Source organism: Streptomyces sp. 3-6 (genome assembly GCF_056323165.1).
In genome coordinates, this window is record NZ_JBWHZP010000012.1 from 169,334 (window position 1) to 188,804 (window position 19,471).

Sequence of the window (19,471 nt, forward strand, 5' to 3'; positions counted from 1 at the left end):
AAACCTGGGCGGATTGCCCGGGTGGCCCAGGAGGGACCACCGGCGGACCCCTGACGGGATCCCGCGCGACGGACCACATTCGGAAACGGGCCGTCCCCCCTGCGCGACAAGGAGCGTAGAAGGAGGGTGCGGAGGTCAGGGAGGGGTTGGGAACAAACGTTCCCGTTCCGTGATCAACCCGGGACCGCCCCGACGCGTCGTCAGCGGAGGTTGCGCAGCACGGTCCATGCGACGGCCGCCGCCAGGATCAGGATCTGCGTCCGGGGCGCGATGCGCGGCGCCCAGGAGCGCCCGCGCAGCCCTTCGAGGGTCCAGCGGCCCCACAGCGCCAGCGCGAACGGCGCGGCCAGCAGCAGCGCCCGGTTGTCGAACCAGGCGGCGGCGAACTGACCGTGCATGAGGTCGTAGACCATGCGGGTGCCGCCGCAGGCCGGGCAGAGCAGTCCGGTGACGAGCCGGAAGGGACACCGGGGCAGGACGTGTCCGGGCTCGTGCGGATCGGTGAACCACAGGTAGCCCGCGCCCGCCGTGCCGGCCACCAGGACCGCCAGGGGGGCCGCGGCGGGATGCCACCGCGGACGCCCCCCACGGGGCACCGGACCGGCGGCGTCAGCCACGCAGGATCCGCCCCTGGGCGTCCGTGCGGTCGTTGCTGACCAGGTACATGATGCCGTCGATCAGGGCCCAGAAGCCCAGCCCGCCGCAGGTGAGCAGCTGGGCGACGCCGACGCCCACGGAGCCGACGTAGAAACGGCCGATGCCGAAGCTGCCGAGGAACAGCTGCAGGATGCCCGCGACGATCTTCGACTTGTCGGACAGCGGACGCCCGTAGGGGTCGTACCCGTAGGGCGCGTTCGGGTCGGCTGCGTAGCCCTGGTAGGCGCCACCCTGCTGGTAGCCCGGCGGCGGGTACGCGCCGGGCGGCTGCTGGCCGCCCTGCGGGTAGCCGTAGGGACCGGACTGGCCGCCGGTCGCGCCGGCGTTCGGGTAGCCGTAACCGGGCGGCTGGTTCGGCTGCTGCGGCTGCTCGCTCACGGGGTTCACTCCTGAAGTACGGGATGCTGGGGGTCATATTGTCAGCACTCGACCGGCCGGGAGAAGCCGGGCCGACGCCGACGGCCCCTCCCATAGGGTGACCCCCCGGTCCGCCGCCCCGCCCGATGTGCCCGGCTCGGCGCATCAGCGCCTAATGTGACGGTATGTCAGGCAATGAGTCCTACGAACTGCTCGGGTTCGACAACGTGCTGCTGCCGGTCGGGGACCTCGGTGAGGCCGTCTCCTTCTACGGACGCGCCGGGTTCCCGGTCGGGTTCCGGCTGGACGAGGCCGGGATCGCGATGCTGACGGTCGGCCGCGAGACGCCGGGGCTGCTGCTGCGGCAGGAGGAGGGGCTGGGCCCGCAGCCGCCGCAGTGGCCGGGCGGGAGGGTGTGGCTGGAGGTGCGGGACGCCCGCTCGGCCGCCGGGGCGCTGCGGGACGCCGGCATCGGCCTGCTCGACGAGCCGTTCCCGGTCGCCACCGGCTGGACCGTGGAGTTCGCCGACCCGTGGGGCAACGTGGTCGGGCTGACCGACTACACCAAGCGGCCCTCCCTCGCGCGCCGGGCCTGAGGCCCCGGCGGGGCGTCGGGCCCCGGCCGCCGGTCCGGTAGGGGCGTCGGGCCGCCGCCGGTCCGGTAGGGGCGTCGGGCCGCCGCCGGTCCGGTAGGGGCGTCAGGCCACCGGCCGCCCGCGACGTCCACCGGGCGGTGCTGGCCGGCACCCGGACCAGGGTGCCGGCGGAGCTGCGGGACGTGCTGCCCGAGCTGATGACACCGCCCCGGAGGGCCACCACGGCCCCGGTGCCGGTGCCGCTCCGGGGCGCGGAGGACGCGGGCGGGCCGTCGGGCTCGGGGGGTGGCGGGCCGGGCGGTGACGGCCGGGAGTGAGGGCTCGGTGGGTGCTCGGTGGGTGCGGAGGACCCGACGGGCCGTTCCCCGGCGCGGTGACCGGGGGACGGCCCGGGGACGACCGGGGTCAGGGAGCTCGGCGGGCCGACGGGCCGACGCGGGCAGGAAGGATCCGGGGAACAGGGCCGGTTCCACCGCCGGCCGCCCGGTCCGGCCGGGGAGCCGGTCTCAGAGCCGGTTGAGGCGCCACAGGCGGAAGACGCCCGTGCCGTCCGACAGGTACTGGCCGCCGCCGATGTCCTCGCTGGTGACCACGTACTCCTTGGCCTGCCACAGCGGCAGGACCGGCACGTCCTCGGCGACGGCCGCCTGCAGGTCGCGGAAGTCGTTGCCGGCGTCGGCCCGGTTCTGGTGCTGCTGGCTGGCCTTGATCATCCGGTCCACGGCCTTGCTGCTGTAGCCGGTGTTCATGGTGCCCCCGGTGCCGACCAGCGGGCCGCCGAAGGTGTCCGGGTCGGGATAGTCCGCGACCCAGCCGACCGCGTAGGCGTCCAGCTTGCCGCCCGCCCACTGCTTCTGGAAGTCGGTCCACTGGTAACCCTTGAGGGTCACCTCGAACAGACCGCCCGCCTCCAGCTGGCGCTTGAGCTCCTTGGCCTCCTCGGCCGCGGCCCCGCGGCCCTCGGCGTACCCGTAGGTGAACCGGACCGGCGCGGACACTCCCGCCTCGGTGAGCAACTGCCGCGCCCGGTCGGTGTCGCGCTTCGGATAGGTGTCGAAGAACGACGTGGTGTGGCCGGGGATACCGGTCGGGATCAGGGAGTAGAGCGGGTCGACGGTGCCCTGGTAGACGGTGGCGGCGAGCCGCTCCCGGTCGATCAGCCACGCCATCGCCTGCCGGACCCTGACGTCCTCCAGCGGCTCACCCTCGCGGGTGTTGAAGTACAGGTTGCGGATCTCGGAGCTGTCGGCCTCCGACACGCGCTGGCCGGGATCGCTCGGGTCGAGGTCGGCGAGCACGTCCGGCGGCAGCTGCCGGGCGACGACGTCGACGCTCCGGGTGCGCCAGGCGTTGTCGAGGGCTCCGGGGTCACCGAAGTAGTGCAGCTCGATGGGACGGCCCAGGTCCTTGACGGCGCCCCGGTAGCGGCCGTTGGGCTTGAGGACCGCCAGCTCGCCGTCCTCGTAGGAGTCCAGGACGTACGGGCCGGTGCCGTCGGCTCCGCCGGCCCGCAGCTTGTCGGCCGGGTAGGTGCGGGAGTCCACGATGGAGCCCGCTCCGGTGGCCACCTTGAACGGGAAGGTCGCGTCGGGCGACTTCAGCTCGAAGGTGACGACCCGTCCCTTCGCGCGCACCGCGCCGAGGGTGTCCAGCAGGGACGCCGGGCCCACGTCGGACTTGATCCTCAGCACCCGGTCGAACGAGAACTTCACGTCCTCCGCCGTCATCTCCCGCCCGCTCGGGAAGACGAGGCCCTCACGCAGCTCACAGCGGTAGGTCCGCAGGTCCGTGCCGACGAACGCGCAGCTCTCGGCCGCGTCCGGGACGGGCCGGGCCCCGCCGGGCTCCACGGTCAGCAGCGACTGGAAGACGTTGCTGAACAGTGCCCAGGAACCGGCGTCGTAGGCGCCGGCCGGGTCGAGCGACGTAATGGAATCCGTCGTGCCGACCTTGATGGCCTCGCCCGACTCCTCGTCGGACGGCAGCAGTTGCCAGCCGACCACTCCCACGACGGCGATCGCCAGCAACGCCGCGAGAATGCGCATACGAACCGATCGCATCGGTCCTGTCCTCCCCTGGCCCAGTACGGGCCGGTTGAATATGCCACTCCCCTTAGTGGCCGGTTCACCTAATCACAGGGGTTTCGAGAGGGGGAAGGGGGGTTTGGTTCAGTGAGAAACAGGTCACGCACCGGGTCCGGGGCAGCCCGGCCGCGACGGCTGCGGGGGCGCGCCCCCGTCCGGACAACGGGCCTGAACCGCCGTCCGGACAGCGGGACTGACCGCCGTTCCGCACCGTCGGCAAGGGCACGACCCGGTGCCGCCCCCGGCCTCCGTCTGCCGCTGCCGCCGCACGCCCGGGTACCGCTCCTGCCGCGCGTCACGGCCGAGCGCGCCACCCGACCGTGCGGCCTCCGACGGGCCCGGGTGCCCGGTGAACACGGCTGCGCCGCACGCCGGGTCGCCTCGAAGGCTCCTGCCCCCGCTCGTCCGCTGTCGGGGGACGGAGTGCGGGAGGGGAACGGAGTGCGGGGGCGGAGTGCAGGAAGGCGGAGTGCAGGAGCGCGCCGGTGCCGGAAGCCGGGGTCCGGCCTCCTCAGGTCTGCTTCGAGGCCAGTTCGATCACCGTGATGTCCGACGGGGCGCCCACCCGGGTCGGCGGTCCCCAGGCACCGGCGCCCTTGCTCACGTAGAGCTGGGTGTCGCCGTAGCGCTCCAGGCCCTGCAGGGTCGGGTTGGCGGCGCCGGCGAGCAGGCCGGCGGGCCAGAGCTGGCCGCCGTGGGTGTGCCCGGACAGCTGGAGGTCGACGCCGTGGTCGACGGCCTCGTGGATCTGCACCGGCTGGTGGGCGAGGAGGACGCAGGCCCGGGCCCGGTCCCGGTCGCCGAGGGCCCGGGCGTAGTCGGGGCCCTGTCCCTCGTTCTCGCCGGCCAGGTCGTTGACCCCGGCGAGGTCGAAGTGCGGCAGCTCGGTGCGGGCGTTCTCCAGGGGGCGCAGACCGAGCCGCCGGACCTCCTCGACCCACTGTTCGGCGCCGGAGAAGTATTCGTGGTTGCCGGTGACGAAGAAGGAGCCGTGACGGGCTCTGAGCTGGGCGAGGGGGGCCGCTGCCGGGCCGAGGTCCTTCACGCTGCCGTCCACCAGGTCGCCCACGACGGCGATCAGGTCGGGCTGGGTGGAGTTGATGGTGTCGACGACCTTCTGGGCGAAGCCCCGCCCGAGGACCGGCCCGAGGTGGATGTCGCTGACCACGGCGATGCGGTAACCGTGCGCCGCGCGGGGCAGCTTGGCGAGCGGCACGGTGACCCGCTCGACGCGCGGGCCGCGCAGCACCCCGTGCGTCCCGTACCCGACGGTGCCGACGGCGGCCGCGGCGGCGGCCCCGGCGACCACCCGGGAGACGAAGAGGCGGCGGGAGGGCCCGGAGGGAGGGGTGGGGGCGGCGGCCTCGTCCGGGCCGTGGGGCACCTCGTCACCGGCGCGGCCGGATCCGTCGGAGGGGCCGGATCCGGCCGGGTCCGCCGGGGCGTCGGAGGGGGCCGGGGCGCTCGGGGCCGCGGCGGCGTCCGTGCGGTCCGGGCCGGACGGGGCGCCCGGGGTGTCGGAAGCCGCCGTACGGGCGCCCGGCGCGACGGCCGTGGCGCCCGCCGGTATCGGTGGTGCGGGCTCGTCCGGGGCGGGCGCGGCGGACCGCGCGCGGCGCTCCAGGAACCGTCGCAGCAGCGGACGGACCGCCTCGCCCGCCACCGTCGCCAGGAACAGGTAGAGCACCAGCGCCAGCCACAGGTAACCGGGCCAGGCCAGCACCTGCTGGAGCAGGAACGGGGCATCGGACCGCGCGGCGACGAACGCCCCGACGGTCACCGCCCAGCCGCCCGCGATCACCACGACGCCGAGCCGGCGCACGGGGCCCGGCCCCGCGGTGGTGTCCCGGAACAGGCGTCGCCACAGGTACCAGTTGGCCGTCACGAGCACGGCCAGGACCAGCACGGCGACGAGGACGAAGACGATGACCACGGTGCGGAGTTCCCGTTCTTCCCGTTGTTCTCTATGTGCTCGACGTTCCGGGCGGTGCCGTTGTTCCTGCCGGGTCCGCCGACGACGTCACGGCGTCCGTGACGTCCGGCTCAGTGCGCGCAGCCCGCGCAACCCGATGACCCCGACAACCGTCCCCAGTACGAAGGAGACGACGGCGAGCAGCAGGTGCACCCAGAAGTACGCGGTCGGCTCGCCGTCCTCGAAGGCGAGTCCGCTCCCGTCCTTGGCCAGGTTCTTGACGAAAGTGATCCAGATGACCCAGCTCCACACCCCGAAGGCGAGCAGGAACCAGGACACGGGGCGGCTGAGCTTCACGACAGCAGACCTTTCATCACAGCGCCGGGCAGCCGCAGCCGGCCGGGAGTCCGGAAACCGTCCCCAGGACGGACACACCCGTCCAGTATCGCCGTCGGCTGTCCGGATCCTTGCGCGGGGTGGCACCCGGGGCGGGACGTCACGGGCCGCGGCAGGTACGTTTCCGACCGTGCCCGCACCCCAGAAAACCGTCAGACGCTCCCTGTCGGTCGCTTCCGCCGTCCTGTTGTCCACCGCGCTGACCGCGCCCGCCGCCTTCGCGGCGCCGTCGCCGTCGCCCTCGAAGAGCGCGTCGGCCGAGCCGCCGGCCCGCATGTCGACGGTGGGCGGGCCCCGGCTCGGGCAGCCCGGTACCCAGGTGAACCTGGCGGACGGCGTCCCGGTGCTGCCCAAGGGCCTGTCGGCCCGGTCCTGGATCGTCGCCGACGCCGAGTCCGGCGAGGTGCTGGCCGCGCACAACGCGCACTGGCGGCTGGCCCCGGCGAGCACCCTGAAGATGCTGTTCGCCGACACGCTGCTGCCGAAGTGGCCCCGCTCGGAGAAGCACGAGGTGGTCCCGTCCGACCTGGCGGACGTCGGTTCCGGCTCCAGCCTGGTCGGGATAAAGGAGGACGAGACCTACACGGTCCACGACCTGTGGCTGGGGGTCTTCCTGCGCTCGGGCAACGACGCGGTGCACGTGCTGTCCGCCATGAACGGCGGCGTGGAGAAGACCGTCCGCGAGATGAACGAGCACGCCGAGGAGCTGCAGGCCCTCGACACCCACGCGGTCAGCCCGGACGGCTACGACGCCCCGGGGCAGGTCTCGTCCGCCTACGACCTGACGCTGATCGCCCGGTCGGGGCTGCAGAAGAAGGACTTCCGGGAGTACTGCTCGACGGTCCGCGCGACGTTCCCGGGCGAGACGAAGAAGAACAAGAAGGGCAAGAAGGTCCGGGGCAGCTTCGAGATCCAGAACACCAACCGGCTCCTCGCGGGCGCCTCGGACGTGCCCGTGTACCAGGGCATCGCGGGGGTGAAGAACGGCAACACCACCAACGCGGGCGCCACCTTCACCGGCGTCGCGGAGCAGGACGGCCGGGTGCTGCTCGTCACCGTGATGAACCCGGAGAAGGACGAGAGCAACGAGGTCTACAAGGAGACCGCGAAGCTGTTCGACTGGGGCTTCGAGGCGGCCGGCAAGGTCGAGCCGGTGGGCGAGCTGGTCCCGCCGAAGAGCGCGGTGAAGGACGCGGGCCGGCCGGGCGCGTCGGCCTCCCCGGGCGAGGCGGGCGGGGCCGGGGACGGCACCGGTGCCGCCGGGTCGAAGCCGGTGGCGAGCGCCCCGGCGGGCGGCTCGGGCGGGATGGGCGTCGCGCTCGGTGTCACCGGCGGGGTGCTGGTGCTGCTGGCCGGCGGGGTGTTCCTGGTCAACCGCCGGTGGCCGCTGCCGGATCTGGTGCGCCGCCGTTCGCGTCCGTGACCCCGCCCGCTCCGGCCGGTTCCGGCTCCCGGCCCGGGGTCGCCGTCCAGGCGGCGCAGAACAGCACCAGTTTGGACGTGAAGTTGATCCACAGCAGCAGGGCGACCGGGACGCCGAAGGCGCCGTACATGCTCTTGGCGGCCACGCCCTGCATGTAGCCGCTCAGCAGCAGCTTCAGCAGCTCGAAGCCGACGGCGCCGGTGAGCGCGGCGACCAGGAGGCGGCGCCGGGCGGGCTCCACACCGGGCAGCAGGGTGAGGACGTAGAGCAGCAGCAGGAAGTCGGCGCCGACGGCGACGGCGAACGCGGCGGTCCGCAGGACAGCCCCGCCCCAGCCGCCCTCCTCCAGCCCGATCGCGTCGCTGATCCGGCCGACCAGGGCGGAGGCGACGGTGGAGGCGACCAGGGTGACCAGCAGCGCCCCGCCGAGCCCGACGAGGATCCCCGCGTCCTTGCCCTTGCGCCAGAGGGGGTTGTCGTCGTCGTCCGGCAGCTCCCACACGGCGCGCAGGCACTCGCGCATGGAGCCGGCCCAGCTGATGCCGGTGAACAGCAGGACCGCGCCGGCGATCAGACCGATGGCGCCCGCGTTCTGCACCAGGCCCTCGATGTCCAGCTGCTCGGAGATGCCGGGCACCTGGTCGGCGATCCAGTCCTGGAGGGTGTCCTCCTGCTGGGCGCTCAGGGTGGCCGCGCCGATCGCGGCGGCCACGGTGAGCAGCGGGAAGAGCGCCACGAAGCTGGTGAAGGTCATCGCCGCCGCCAGCCGCGTCCAGTGCACGCGGTCCAGCCGTTCGTAGGAGCGCCAGGCGTGGGTGCGGCTCAGCCGCGCCACCCACGGTCCCACGACCGGGAGTCTCTTCAGCCAGTCCATGACCCGACTCTGCCCCCGTTCCGCCGGGCCAAGGGGCCGCGCGCGGCCGGTGTTCCGGGTCACGGGCGGGTTCGACCCGAATGCACCCCACCGCCGGTCCGATGGAGTGACATACCACTAATCGTCCATCTCGGGGACGAAGGTGATGTTCCGCACGAGACCTCGCAGAACGGGGCGATACGGTCGGCGCCATGCCTGCCGACACCGTCCCCGCCCCGGGAAGGGGCCGCCTCGCCCCCGCCGCCGCCCGGCCGACGCGCCCGCGGACCGTACACCGGAAGGAGCAGCCGTGAAGGACGCCTCCGGTCTCCCCCGGTCGATGCTCGTCCTCGGCGGCACGTCCGAGATCGCGCTGGCCACCGCCCGGCGGATGATCGCCCGCCGCACCCGCACGGTGTGGCTGGCCGGCCGCCCCTCCCCCGCCCTCGACGCGGCCGCGGACCATCTGCGCGGCCTCGGCGCCGACGTCCGCACCGTCGCGTTCGACGCCCTGGACCCGGCCTCCCACGAGACCGCGCTCGGCAAGGTCTTCGCCGAGGGCTCCGTCGACCTGGTGCTGCTGGCCTTCGGCACCCCCGGCGACCAGGCCCACGACGAGCAGGACCCGCAGGCCGCGGTGCGGGTGGCGCAGACCAACTACATCGGGGCCGTCTCCTCCGGCCTGGTGTGCGCGAGCGCCCTGCAGGCCCAGGGCCACGGCTCGCTCGTGGTGCTCTCCTCCGTCGCGGCCGAGCGGGCCCGCCGGATGGACTTCATCTTCGGCTCCAGCAAGGCGGGCCTGGACACCTTCGCGCAGGGCCTGGGCGACGCGCTGTACGGGACGGGGGTGCACGTGATGGTGGTGCGGCCCGGCTTCGTGCGCACCCGGCGCAACGCCGGCCTGCCCGCCGCGCCCCCGGTCACCACGCCGGAGGCCGTCGCCACCGCCGTCGAACTGGGCCTGCGGCGCGGCTCGGAGACGGTGTGGGTGCCGGGCGCCCTGCGCCTGCTGTCGACGGCCCTGCGGCACCTGCCGCGCGCCCTGTTCCGGCGGCTTCCGCTCTGACGGTGACGGCCCCCGGGGGGGGCTCCCGGCGGCGGCCGACGGGGTCAGCAGGCGGAGACGGAGCCCCGGTCCACGTGGCCGGCCTGCGGCGGGACGGCCAGGGAGCCGAAGGGGAAGTCGCGCAGCTTGCGCCACACCCCGTCCTCGCCCTGCTCGTACAGCGCGAACCCGGTGCACGCCCAGTGGGCCTCGTAGTCGGACAGCTCCTCGAAGGCGCGGTCCATCGCCGCCTCCTCGATGCCGTGCGCCACGGTGACGTGCGGGTGGTAGGGGAACTGCAGCTCCCGGGCGACGGGGCCGGAGGCGTCCCGGATCCGCTGCTGCAGCGCGCCGCAGGCCTCCGCGCCCTCCACCACCTTCACGAACACCACCGGCGACAGCGGCCGGAAGGTCCCGGTGCCCGACAGCCGCATGGGGAACGGGCGGCCGGTCGCGGCGACCTCGCTCAGGTGGGCCTCGACGGCCGGGACGACGGCGGCGTCTATCCCGGTCGGCGGCAGCAGGGTGACGTGCGTGGGGATACCGTGAGCCGCGGCGTCGCCGAAGCCCGCGCGCAGCTGCTGAAGCCGGCTGCCGTGAGGCTCCGGGACCGCGATCGACACGCCGATCGTTACGGTCCCCACGTCGTCTCCTGTCGTTGTCGTGGTGAAGCTCCGGTGAGCTCCGGGTGACCGTCGTGACGGTCACCCGGATATCGACTGTACGGCCCCGGCCCGGCCGCGGGCAGGCGCAGCCGGAGTGATGTGCAGCGCTGTTCGGCGTACGGATCCGTCCCGGGGCCCGTTCAGTGCGCCGGTGCCGCCCCCGCCGGCGGCCCGGCCGTGGTCCCGCTCAGTGCTTGGCGGACACGAACCCCACCCGCTCGTAGGCCAGGGCAAGGGTCTCCGCGGCGACGGCGCGGGCCTTCTCCGCCCCCTTGGCCAGGATCGAGTCGAGCGTCTCGGGGTCGTCCAGGTACTGCTGGGTGCGCTCCTTGAACGGGGTCACGAAGTCGACCATGACCTCCGCCAGGTCCGTCTTCAGCGCGCCGTAGCCCTTCCCGGCGTACTGCTCCTCCAGCGCGGCGACGGCCGTCCCGGTGAGCACCGAGTAGATGGTGAGGAGGTTGCTCACACCGGGCTTGTTCTCGACGTCGTAGCGGATCACGGTGTCGGTGTCGGTGACCGCGCTGCGGACCTTCTTCGCGGTGGCCTTCGGCTCGTCGAGCAGGTTGATGAGGCCCTTCGGCGTGGACGCCGACTTGCTCATCTTGACCGTCGGGTCCTGCAGGTCGTAGATCTTCGCCGTCTCCTTGAGGATGTGCGCCCTGGGGAGGGTGAAGGTGGGTCCGAAGCGGCCGTTGAAGCGCTCGGCGAGGTCGCGGGTCAGCTCGATGTGCTGGCGCTGGTCCTCGCCGACCGGCACCTCGTCGGCGTGGTACAGCAGGATGTCGGCGACCTGGAGCACCGGGTAGGTGAACAGGCCGACGGAGGCCCGGTCGGTGCCCTGCCGGGCGGCCTTGTCCTTGAACTGGGTCATGCGGGACGCCTCGCCGAAGCCGGTGAGGCAGTTCATCACCCAGGCCAGCTGGGCGTGCTCGGCCACGTGGCTCTGGACGAAGAGCGTGCAGCGGTCCGGGTCCAGCCCCGCGGCCAGCAGCTGCGCGGCGGCGAGCCGGGTGTTCGCCCGCAGCTCCTTCGGGTCCTGCGGGATCGTGATCGCGTGCAGGTCGACGACCGAGTAGAACGCGTCGTGGGTCTCCTGCAGGGCCACCCACTGGCGCACGGCGCCGAGGTAGTTGCCGAGGTGGAAGGAGCCCGCCGTGGGCTGGATTCCGGAGAAAACACGGAGTCGGTCAGTCGCCATGCGGCCCATTCTCTCAGGTCCCGCGGAGCGCTCCGGAACCGACCGGAAACAGGTGGGAACCGATTCCGACCGGGCGGTGTAACAAGAGTGTGAGGACGCGGGAGGGGGCCGCACGGTCGACGAGGCCGCGGTGATCGCCCGGGTGCGCGCCGGAGAGCCGGAGGCGTACGCGGAGCTGGTGCGTGCCCCCACGGGCAGCGCGCTCAGGGCGGCCCCGCCGCGCTCGGGGCCGGGGCGGACGCGGAGGACGCGGCGGACGCGGCGGACGCGGAGGACGCGGTGCGGCAGGCGTTCGTGAAGGCGTACTGCCCGCTGGGCGGCTTCCGGGACGGCATGCTGTCCCGGCCGTGGCTGCCGTCCGTCGCGGCGAACGAGACACGCACCACCGTGGCGCCGCGGCGCGCCGGGCGGCCGTGGCCGGCGCGCTGGGGAAGCTGAGCACCGGCTGGGCGCGACCGGCACGGCGCGACGGGCGGCGGCCCGGTTCGGGGTGCGGGCCGCCGCCCGGTACACGGAACGGCGGGGCGGGTCCGGGCCGGGTCCCCGCCCGGCGGGGCGGGTCCGGCTCAGTCCCCGTCCTGCTCGGCGTCAGCCGAGGTCGATCTCCGGGTAGAGCGGGAAGCCCGCGACGAGGTCGGTGGCGCGGCGGGAGATCTCGTCGGCGACCTTCGGGTCCAGGACGTGCTGCGCCTTGGAGGGGGCGCCCTTGCTGGTGGTGCCGGCCTCGGTGGTCGTCAGGACGCGGTCGATGAGACCGGCGACCTCGTCCATCTCGTCGGTGCCCAGGCCGCGGGTGGTCAGCGCGGGGGTGCCGACGCGGATGCCGGAGGTGTACCAGGCGCCGTTGGGGTCGGCCGGGATGGCGTTGCGGTTGGTGACGATGCCCGAGTCGAGCAGGGCGGCCTCGGCCTGCCGGCCGGTGAGGCCGTAGGAGGTGGCGACGTCGATCAGGTTCAGGTGGTTGTCGGTGCCGCCGGTGACGAGGGTGGCGCCGCGGCGGGTCAGCCCCTCGGCGAGGGCGCGGGAGTTGTCCACGACGCGCCGGGCGTAGTCCTGGAACTCGGGGCGGCGGGCCTCCGCCAGGGCGACCGCCTTCGCGGCCATCACGTGCGGGAGCGGGCCACCGAGGACCATCGGGCAGCCGCGGTCGACCTGGTCCTTGAGGGAGTCGTCGCACAGGACCATGCCGCCGCGCGGGCCGCGCAGCGACTTGTGGGTGGTGGTGGTGACGATCTGCGCGTGCGGGACCGGGTCGAAGTCACCGGTGAGGACCTTGCCGGCGACGAGACCGGCGAAGTGGGCCATGTCGACCATGAGGGTGGCCCCGACCTCGTCGGCGATCTCGCGCATCTTGCGGAAGTTCACCAGCCGGGGGTAGGCGGAGTAACCGGCCACGATGATGAGCGGCTTGAACTCGCGGGCGGTGGCGCGCACGCCCTCGTAGTCGAGCAGGCCGGTGGCGGGGTCGGTGCCGTAGGACCGCTGGTCGAACATCTTGCCGGAGATGTTGGGCCGGAAGCCGTGGGTGAGGTGGCCGCCGGCGTCCAGGGACATGCCGAGCATGCGCTGGTTGCCGAAGGCCTGCCGCAGCTCGGCCCAGTCGGCCTCGGAGAGGTCGTTGATCTGGCGGACGCCGGTCTTCCGCAGGAACGGCGCCTCGACCCGGTCGGCGAGCACCGCCCAGAAGGCGACGAGGTTGGCGTCGATGCCGGAGTGCGGCTGGACGTAGGCGTGGCGGGCGCCGAAGAGTTCCCTGGCGTGCTCGGCGGCCAGCGACTCGACGGTGTCGACGTTGCGGCAGCCGGCGTAGAAGCGGCGGCCGACGGTGCCCTCGGCGTACTTGTCGCTGAACCAGTTGCCCATCGCCAGGAGGGTGGCCGGCGAGGCGTAGTTCTCCGAGGCGATCAGCTTGAGCATCTCGCGCTGGTCGGCGACCTCCTGGCCGATCGCGTCGGCCACGCGCGGCTCGACGGCGCGGATCACGTCGAGGGCGGAACGGAAGGCGGTGGAAGCGGTGGAGAGGGGTTCGGCGGCAGACATGGGGACCTCCGGACGTGGCGTTCGGCGTTCACGGTGCGGCCCAGGCGCACGGCACGGTGCCGGGTCCCCGTCGTCCACGGGCCCGGGGGCCGCTTCCCGATGGTTGTTCCATCCCAGCACGCCAGTCACGACCCGGGGCCAGGGTACCGGGCGGCACCCGGTGCCGCGGCCGGCCGTCCACGATGCGGGAGCCGCCGCACGGGCCCCGGCCGGGGCCCGTAGGGGGACGCCCCAGGGGGCCGCGTGCCGAGCCGTGCGGCACCGCTCGGCTCGGCTCGGCTCGGCACAGCTCGGTACGCAGCCTCGCGGCGCGGGAGGACGGCCGCCCGCTAGAGGATCACGTGGGGCAGGAAGCGGGCGTACTCGTCGGTGATCAGTCCCGACGACTCGCGGATGCCGAGTCCGGCGGCCTCGTTCTCGACGACCCAGGCGCCGAGGACGACGTGGTTGCCGTCGAAGTCGGGCAGCGGCGCGAGTTCCTGGTAGCAGCAGGGCTCGTCGCGGACCACGGGAGCGGTGCCCGCCGGGTGGACGGTCACCCCGGCGCCCTCGCGGCCCAGCAGCGGCTTGGCGACGTAGCCGGTGGTGCCGGCCAGGTCGCGGGGGCCGTCGAGGTAGGAAGGCAGCAGGTTGGGGTGGCCGGGGTGCAGCTCCCACAGGATCGCCAGCAGGGCCTTGTTGCTCAGCAGCATCTTCCAGGCCGGTTCGATCCACAGGGTGCTGCCGGTGCCGCCGCCGTTGTCCAGCGTCTCCAGCACGTGGTCGGCGAACCGGTCGGTGGTGAGCCACTCCCAGGGATACAGCTTGAAGATGCTGCGGATGAACCCCAGCCTGTTGTCCACGAACCTGCCGGACAGACGGTCCCAGCCGATCTCCTCCATCGTGAGCCAGTCGGTCTCCAGCCCGGCCTGCTCGGCCGTCTCCTTGAGGTAGGCGACGGTCATGAGGTCCTCGCCGATCGCGTCGTCCGAGGAGTGGGCGAAGTACAGGGGCGAGCCGGGCGGCAGCAGCGCGGACTGCCGCTTCCAGGCGTCGACGAGGCGCTCGTGGAGGGAGTTCCACTGGTCGGCGCCGGGGAACCGTTCCTCCATCCAGAACCACTGCGGGGACGCGGCCTCCACCAGCGAGGTGGGCGTGTCGGCGTTGTACTCCAGCAGCTTCGCCGGTCCCGTCCCGTCGTAGCGCAGGTCGAACCGGCCGTAGAGGGAGGGCAGTTCGGCGCGCCGCTGCCATGCCTCGGTGACCGCGCGGACCACGCGCGGGTCGGTGATGCCCAGGTCGGCGAAGCGGTCCTCGGCGACGATGTGCTCGGCGGCCTCCAGGCACATGCGGTGCAGGTCCTCGACGACCTCCTCCAGCGCCTCCACCTCGTCCAGGGTGAAGACGTAGTGCGCGCTCTCGTCCCAGTAGGGCACCCAGGCGTCGTCGGGCACGGGCCGCCCCGCCTCCCGGGCGGCCTCGTGCTCCGCGGGCAGCGTGAGCGGGTAGATGAGCCCCTGTTCCTCGACGGTCCGCTGCCAGTCGGGGCGGGGCGTGATGGTGCGGCGTTCCACGGTCCGGTCCCTCCGTCCGCCGGCGGCTCAGCCGCCACCGCTGCCGGACCCGGAGCAGCCGAAGCCGCCCCGGTCGACGGCGGCGCTGCGGCTGAAGGTGCCGTTGTCGGCGTAGCCGCGGCTGACGTCGGCGTCGTAGTACCAGCCGGCGTTGCCGGTGCCGCCCCGGCGGCTCTTGCCGGAGCTCCCGTAGGAGCCGGAACCCGAGGAGGACTTGCAGTTCTTGTCCGCCACGACCCTGTACCCCTTGAGGTAGTCGTAGCTGTTGCGGTCCACACAGCGCCGGTCGGGATCCGACCCGCAGGCGGACAGGGCCGCCGCCAGGACGCCCATCCCGCCGAGCACCACCGTGCTGGACCTCAGTCGCCGTCGCGTTTCCGCCATGTCGGCCACTCCCCCTTGTATGCGTGTGTACGCGGCCGGACCCATGCTCCCCGGCTCGCGGCGGACAGCCTAGAGACCCGGGCTGCGGCGTGTGCCGCAGGGCCCTGCCCGGCGCCCGGCCCTACTGTCGTTTTGTGATCTTTGGCATGGTGTGCGCCCTCGGTGCGGCGGTCTGTTACGGCACGGCGACGGTGCTCCAGGCGATCGCCGCCCGGGCGGCGGTCCGCACGGACCCCGGCGGGGACGTGCTGCTGCTGCTGCGGGCCCTGCGGCAGTGGCGCTACCTCGCCGGACTCGCCCTGGACGGGCTGGGGTTCGTGCTGCAGATCGTCGCACTGCGGGCCGTGCCCATCTACGCGGTGGGCGCGGCCCTGGCGGCCAGCCTGGCGGTGACCGCCGTGGTGGCGGCGGTGCTGCTCCGGGTGCGGCTCAGCCGGGCCGAGTGGACGGCGGTGGCGGTGGTGTGCACCGGACTGGCGATGCTCGGGCTGGCCTCCGGGGCGGAGGGCGACCGGCCGGGGCCCAACTGGCTGGGCTGGGCGATGCTCGGCACCGCCGCCGCGGTGCTGCTGCTCGGCACGGCGGGCGGCCGGCTGCCGGAACGGGCGCGGGCCGGCGTCCTCGGCCTCGGGGCCGGATTCGGGTTCGGGGTCGTGGAGGTGTCGGTCCGGCTCGTCGACGACGTCTCCCTGTCGTCGCCGTCCTCGCTGACCTCGCTGTTCACCGACCCGGCCGCCTACGCCCTGGTGCTGGGCGGCGGCGCCGCGTTCCTGCTGCTGACGTCGGCCTTGCAGCGCGGCTCGGTGACCGCCGCCACCGCCGGCCTGGTCCTCGGGGAGACGGTCGGTCCGGCCCTCGCCGGGGTGATCTGGCTGGGTGACCGCACCCGGCCGGGCTGGGGCTGGCTCGCGGTGCTCGGCTTCGCCGTGGCGGTGGCGGGCGCGCTGGCCCTGAGCCGCTTCGGCGAGGCCCCGGAGGAGCAGGCCGCGGCCTCCCCGGGCGGAGCGACCTGAAGGCCCGTCACCCCGGACGCCCGGCAGGCACCGCCGGCCAGTGCACCGCAGGTCCGCACCCCGCCGACCAGGACCAGGCCGGTCCGGACACCGCAGGTCCACACACCCCCGGTCCCGGCACCGCCCGTCGGCACACCCCCGGTCAGGGCAGAGCCTTGCAGAGCGCCTCCAGTGCGCCCGCCCAGGCGTGGTCGGGCGGGGTGGCGTAGCCGACGACGAGGCCGTCCACGGGGGTGTCCGTGGCGGCGGGGTGGCGGAAGCGGCCGAGCCCGAGGACCCGAAGGCCCTGCCAGGTCGCGGCGCGCACCACCGACGGCTCGGTGCCCGGCGGCAGCCGCAGGACGGCGTGCAGCCCGGCGGCGATGCCGGTGACCCGGACGTCCGGGGCGCGGGTGGCGAGCGCCTCGACCAGGGCGTCACGGCGCCGGCGGTAGCGCAGGCGGGCGGCGCGGACGTGGCGGTCGTAGGCGCCGGAGGTCAGGAAGTCGGCGAGCACGAGCTGGTCGACCACGCCGACGGAGCCGGCCCCGCCGTGGGCGGTGACCTCCGGCACCAGGGAGGGAGGCAGGACCGTCCAACCGAGGCGGAGGCCGGGGGCGAGGGACTTGCTGGCCGTGCCGAGGTACACCACGTGACCGGGGTCGAGGTCCTGGAGGGCGCCGACGGGCTGGCGGTCGTAGCGGAACTCGCCGTCGTAGTCGTCCTCCAGGACCAGGCCGCCGGTCCGCCGGGCCCAGTCGACCACCTCGGCCCGGCGGGCGGGAGGCAGGGCGCCGCCGAGCGGGAACTGGTGGGACGGGTTGAGCAGGACGGCGCCCGTGTCGCTCCCGGCGACCAGGGGGCCGTGCGCGTCGGAGGGCAGCGGCACGGTGCGGGTGCCGGCCCGTTCCACGAGGTCCCAGTGGGCGTCCAGCCCGTAGGACTCCACGGCCAGGGTGTGCGCGCCCCGGGCCCGCAGGACCCCGGTGAGCAGGCGCAGGCCGTCGGCGAAGCCGGCGCAGACCACGATGTTCTCCGGGTCGGCGCGCACGCCGCGGGCCCGCGCGAGGTAGTCCGCCAGGGCTTCGCGCAGTTCCGGCCGGCCGCGCGGGTCGCCGTAGCCGAAGGCGTCGTGGGGGGCGGCGGCCAGGGCGCGGCGGGTGGCCCGCAGCCAGGCGGTGCGGGGGAAGGAGGCGAGGTCGGGGGTGCCGGGGACGAGGTCGTGCGGGAGCCGTCCGGGCGGGCGCGCGGGGGCCCTGCGGGCGGGCGGCCGGGGTACGGCGCGGTCGGCGACGTGGGTGCCGGAGCCCTGCCGCGCGGTGAGGCGGCCCTCGGCCACCAGGTCGGCGTAGGCGTCGGCGACGGTGTTGCGGGCGACGCCCAGGTCGGCGGCGAGCGAGCGGGAGGAGGGCAGCCGGGTGCCGGGGGCGAGGCGGCCGGTGCGGATGGCGTCGCGCAGGGCGTCGGTCAGGCCGCGGCGCAGTCCGGGCCCGCTGCGTTCGAGGTGCAGGTCGACGCCGTAAGTGGCCCAGGGTTTCGCCATGGGAATGGACCCTACTCCTGGGCCGCTCGGCTCGTAGGCTCGCCGTCATGACGACCACAGCGAAGCAGAGCACGACCCCCGGCTCCACCGACGGCACCGAGGACGCGGCGTACGCGCCGGAGCCCGCGCCCCGCCTGGACTGGGCGTCCCTGGTGCCGGACGTGTACAAGGCGATGGTGCGGCTGGACGCGGCGGCCCGGAAGGGGCTCGACCCGAAGCTGCTGGAGCTGGTGAAGATCCGCGCCTCGCAGCTCAACCAGTGCGCCTTCTGCCTGGACATGCACTCCAAGGACGCGCTGGCGGCGGGCGAGAGCGTGGAGCGGATCGTGCAGCTCGCGGCCTGGGAGGAGTCGCCGCACTTCTACACGGAGCGGGAGCTCGCGGCGATCGAACTGACGGAGGCCGTGACCGTGCTGACCGACGGCTTCGTGCCGGACGAGGTGTACCGACGGGCCGCCGCCCGTTTCGGGGAGGCCGAGCTGGCGCAGCTCGTCGCCGCGATCACGGTGATCAACGCGTGGAACCGGTTCGGCGTGACGTGCCGGCTGACGCCGGGCCACTACCGGCCGGGGCAGCGGCACTGACACCCCGTCGGTACGGGTGAGCGCGGACGGCCCCCGCGACGCCGAGGTCGCGGGGGCCGTCCGTGCGGGGCCGTCCGTGCGGTGCCGGCAGCGTGCCACGGGGGCGCTGCCGGGACCCGCCGGGTGCCGGTGAGGGACGGGCGGGCGTCCGGTCAGGGCAGCCACTTCTCCCAGACGTCCTTGTTGGCCTTGACCCACTTCTCGGCCGCCGCCTCCGAGCTCATCTTCTGGCCCGCGATCATCGCGGCGACCTCGTTCTGCTCGTCCGCGGTCCACGTGAAGTTCTTCAGGAACTTCGCGGCGTCACCGCCGTTGTCGGCGAAGTCCGCGTTGAAGTACTTCTGCAGCGGGGTCTCCGGGTAGGCGCAGGCCACCTTCTCCGGGTCGGCGTCGCAGCCCTCCTTGTGCTCGGGCAGCTTCACCTCGACCATGTCGATGTCGGCGTTCAGCCACTGCGGGGTCCACCAGTAGCTGATGAAGGGCTTCTTGGCCTTGTAGTTCTCCCTGATCTGGGTGATCTGGGCGGCCTCGGAGCCGGCGTAGACCGTCTTGTACTCCAGGTCGAGGTTCTTGATGATCGCGTCGTCGTTGGTGGTGTACGACGGGGAACCCTCGAGCAGCTGGCCCTTGTCGCCGCTCTCCGCGGTCTTGAACAGGTCCTTGTACTTGTTGAGGTTCTTCCAGTCCGTGATGTCCGGGTGCTTGTCGGCCAGGTACTTCGGCACGAACCAGCCGATGTGGCCGACGACGCCGAGGTCGCCGCCCTCGACGACGGTCTTGTTCTCCTCGACGTACAGCTGCACCTTCTTCGGCGCGCCGCCCCAGTCCTCCATGATGGCGTCGACCTTGCCGCTGTGCAGGGCGTCGAAGGCGACCGACTCGTCGAGCTGCTTGAGCTCGGCCTCGGTGTCCAGCTCGTTCTCGAGGATGTACTTGGCGACGGCGCCGTTGGCCTCCGCGCCGACCCAGGACGGCACGGCGATGGTGACCTTGCCGGAGGAGCCCCCGGCCGAGGACGACGAACCGGTGTCGGCGGCGGCGCAGGCGCTCACCCCGGTCAGGCCGAGGACGACGGCGGCGGCGCCCGCCGCGCGGACGAGGCGCGTTCTCCCGCCGCCGGCCGTGGTGTTCTTCCGGCCGGTGGAGTGCTCGTTCTTCATGCGCATGGTGCGTTCTCTCGTTTCTG

Annotated in this window: 18 protein-coding genes and 2 pseudogenes; 7 read left to right on the plus strand and 13 right to left on the minus strand. The window is 73.7% G+C overall.

The window, feature by feature from the left end; translation table 11 throughout:
* Window positions 1–200 precede the first annotated feature (200 nt).
* Together AC02VZ_RS17640 and AC02VZ_RS17645 are read right to left on the minus strand one after the other, a co-directional pair.
* Window positions 201–617 (minus strand): DUF2752 domain-containing protein, encoded by a 417-nt coding sequence (locus AC02VZ_RS17640; RefSeq protein WP_432057651.1) that lies wholly within the window; start codon window positions 615–617, stop codon window positions 201–203.
* Window positions 610–1,035 (minus strand): TM2 domain-containing protein, encoded by a 426-nt coding sequence (locus AC02VZ_RS17645; protein ID WP_432057652.1) that lies wholly within the window; start codon window positions 1,033–1,035, stop codon window positions 610–612. The genes AC02VZ_RS17640 and AC02VZ_RS17645 overlap by 8 nt, the downstream gene beginning before the upstream one ends.
* A 164-nt stretch (window positions 1,036–1,199) precedes the next feature.
* On the opposite strand from AC02VZ_RS17645, the gene AC02VZ_RS17650 reads away from it, so the two are divergent.
* Both AC02VZ_RS17650 and AC02VZ_RS17655 read left to right on the plus strand, forming a co-directional pair.
* Window positions 1,200–1,610 carry a VOC family protein gene (locus AC02VZ_RS17650; RefSeq protein WP_432057653.1) on the plus strand — a complete coding sequence of 137 codons (411 nt, stop codon included), beginning with the start codon at window positions 1,200–1,202 and terminating at the stop codon, window positions 1,608–1,610.
* Window positions 1,611–1,726: 116 nt separating this feature from the next.
* Window positions 1,727–1,810: pseudogene (locus AC02VZ_RS17655) on the plus strand (TetR/AcrR family transcriptional regulator); the annotation flags it as partial.
* 306 nt (window positions 1,811–2,116) lie between these two features.
* Here AC02VZ_RS17655 and AC02VZ_RS17660 read toward each other — a convergent pair.
* The 3 genes from AC02VZ_RS17660 to AC02VZ_RS17670 all read right to left on the minus strand — a co-directional run bounded on the left by AC02VZ_RS17660 (window position 2,117) and on the right by AC02VZ_RS17670 (window position 5,963).
* Window positions 2,117–3,670, minus strand: a complete 1,554-nt coding sequence (locus AC02VZ_RS17660; RefSeq protein ID WP_432057656.1) for an ABC transporter substrate-binding protein — start codon at window positions 3,668–3,670, stop codon at window positions 2,117–2,119.
* 535 nt (window positions 3,671–4,205) lie between these two features.
* Window positions 4,206–5,627 carry a metallophosphoesterase gene (locus AC02VZ_RS17665; RefSeq protein WP_476475820.1) on the minus strand — a complete coding sequence of 474 codons (1,422 nt, stop codon included), beginning with the start codon at window positions 5,625–5,627 and terminating at the stop codon, window positions 4,206–4,208.
* Window positions 5,628–5,714: 87 nt separating this feature from the next.
* The gene (locus AC02VZ_RS17670; protein ID WP_362090820.1) at window positions 5,715–5,963 is read right to left on the minus strand and encodes an SCO4848 family membrane protein; all 249 of its coding nucleotides are present in this window, start codon (window positions 5,961–5,963) and stop codon (window positions 5,715–5,717) included.
* Window positions 5,964–6,132: 169 nt separating this feature from the next.
* On the opposite strand from AC02VZ_RS17670, the gene AC02VZ_RS17675 reads away from it, so the two are divergent.
* The gene (locus AC02VZ_RS17675; RefSeq protein ID WP_432057658.1) at window positions 6,133–7,425 is read left to right on the plus strand and encodes a D-alanyl-D-alanine carboxypeptidase family protein; all 1,293 of its coding nucleotides are present in this window, start codon (window positions 6,133–6,135) and stop codon (window positions 7,423–7,425) included.
* On the opposite strand, the gene AC02VZ_RS17680 is transcribed toward AC02VZ_RS17675, so the two are convergent.
* Window positions 7,373–8,299, minus strand: a complete 927-nt coding sequence (locus tag AC02VZ_RS17680) for a YihY/virulence factor BrkB family protein (RefSeq protein ID WP_432057659.1) — start codon at window positions 8,297–8,299, stop codon at window positions 7,373–7,375. The two genes, AC02VZ_RS17675 and AC02VZ_RS17680, sit on opposite strands and share 53 nt — an antisense overlap.
* Window positions 8,300–8,588: 289 nt before the next feature.
* Between AC02VZ_RS17680 and AC02VZ_RS17685 the strand changes: the two genes are divergently transcribed.
* Window positions 8,589–9,344, plus strand: a complete 756-nt coding sequence (locus AC02VZ_RS17685) for an SDR family NAD(P)-dependent oxidoreductase (RefSeq protein WP_432057660.1) — start codon at window positions 8,589–8,591, stop codon at window positions 9,342–9,344.
* 44 nt (window positions 9,345–9,388) lie between these two features.
* Here the strand turns inward: AC02VZ_RS17685 and AC02VZ_RS17690 are convergent, their stop codons facing one another.
* Together AC02VZ_RS17690 and trpS are read right to left on the minus strand one after the other, a co-directional pair.
* Window positions 9,389–9,967, minus strand: a complete 579-nt coding sequence (locus tag AC02VZ_RS17690; protein WP_432057661.1) for a 2'-5' RNA ligase family protein — start codon at window positions 9,965–9,967, stop codon at window positions 9,389–9,391.
* A gap of 208 nt (window positions 9,968–10,175) precedes the next feature.
* Window positions 10,176–11,189, minus strand: coding sequence for a tryptophan--tRNA ligase (gene trpS, locus AC02VZ_RS17695; protein ID WP_476475821.1), 1,014 nt, complete (start codon window positions 11,187–11,189; stop codon window positions 10,176–10,178).
* Window positions 11,190–11,319: 130 nt separating this feature from the next.
* Between trpS and AC02VZ_RS17700 the strand changes: the two are divergent.
* Window positions 11,320–11,611: pseudogene (locus tag AC02VZ_RS17700) on the plus strand (siderophore-interacting protein); the annotation flags it as partial.
* A 166-nt stretch (window positions 11,612–11,777) separates the two neighbouring features.
* Here the strand turns inward: AC02VZ_RS17700 and AC02VZ_RS17705 are convergent.
* The 3 genes from AC02VZ_RS17705 to AC02VZ_RS17715 all read right to left on the minus strand — a co-directional run bounded on the left by AC02VZ_RS17705 (window position 11,778) and on the right by AC02VZ_RS17715 (window position 15,166).
* Window positions 11,778–13,229 carry a glycine hydroxymethyltransferase gene (locus tag AC02VZ_RS17705; RefSeq protein WP_432057663.1) on the minus strand — a complete coding sequence of 484 codons (1,452 nt, stop codon included), beginning with the start codon at window positions 13,227–13,229 and terminating at the stop codon, window positions 11,778–11,780.
* Window positions 13,230–13,558: 329 nt separating this feature from the next.
* Window positions 13,559–14,782, minus strand: coding sequence for a glutathionylspermidine synthase family protein (locus tag AC02VZ_RS17710; RefSeq protein ID WP_432057664.1), 1,224 nt, complete (start codon window positions 14,780–14,782; stop codon window positions 13,559–13,561).
* Window positions 14,783–14,809: 27 nt separating this feature from the next.
* Complete coding sequence (locus tag AC02VZ_RS17715) at window positions 14,810–15,166, minus strand: hypothetical protein (RefSeq protein ID WP_432057665.1); 357 nt, start codon at window positions 15,164–15,166, stop codon at window positions 14,810–14,812.
* A 146-nt stretch (window positions 15,167–15,312) separates the two neighbouring features.
* On the opposite strand from AC02VZ_RS17715, the gene AC02VZ_RS17720 reads away from it, so the two are divergent.
* Window positions 15,313–16,179, plus strand: a complete 867-nt coding sequence (locus AC02VZ_RS17720; protein ID WP_476475825.1) for a DMT family protein — start codon at window positions 15,313–15,315, stop codon at window positions 16,177–16,179.
* Between the two features lie 142 nt (window positions 16,180–16,321).
* On the opposite strand, the gene pdxR is transcribed toward AC02VZ_RS17720, so the two are convergent.
* Window positions 16,322–17,701, minus strand: coding sequence for a MocR-like pyridoxine biosynthesis transcription factor PdxR (pdxR, locus tag AC02VZ_RS17725; protein WP_476475822.1), 1,380 nt, complete (start codon window positions 17,699–17,701; stop codon window positions 16,322–16,324).
* Window positions 17,702–17,748: 47 nt separating this feature from the next.
* Between pdxR and AC02VZ_RS17730 the strand changes: the two genes are divergently transcribed.
* Entirely contained in the window at window positions 17,749–18,285 is a 537-nt protein-coding gene (locus tag AC02VZ_RS17730) for a carboxymuconolactone decarboxylase family protein (RefSeq protein WP_432057667.1), read from the plus strand.
* A gap of 152 nt (window positions 18,286–18,437) precedes the next feature.
* Here the strand turns inward: AC02VZ_RS17730 and AC02VZ_RS17735 are convergent, their stop codons facing one another.
* Window positions 18,438–19,445, minus strand: a complete 1,008-nt coding sequence (locus AC02VZ_RS17735) for an ABC transporter substrate-binding protein (protein ID WP_432057691.1) — start codon at window positions 19,443–19,445, stop codon at window positions 18,438–18,440.
* Window positions 19,446–19,471: the final 26 nt, after the last annotated feature.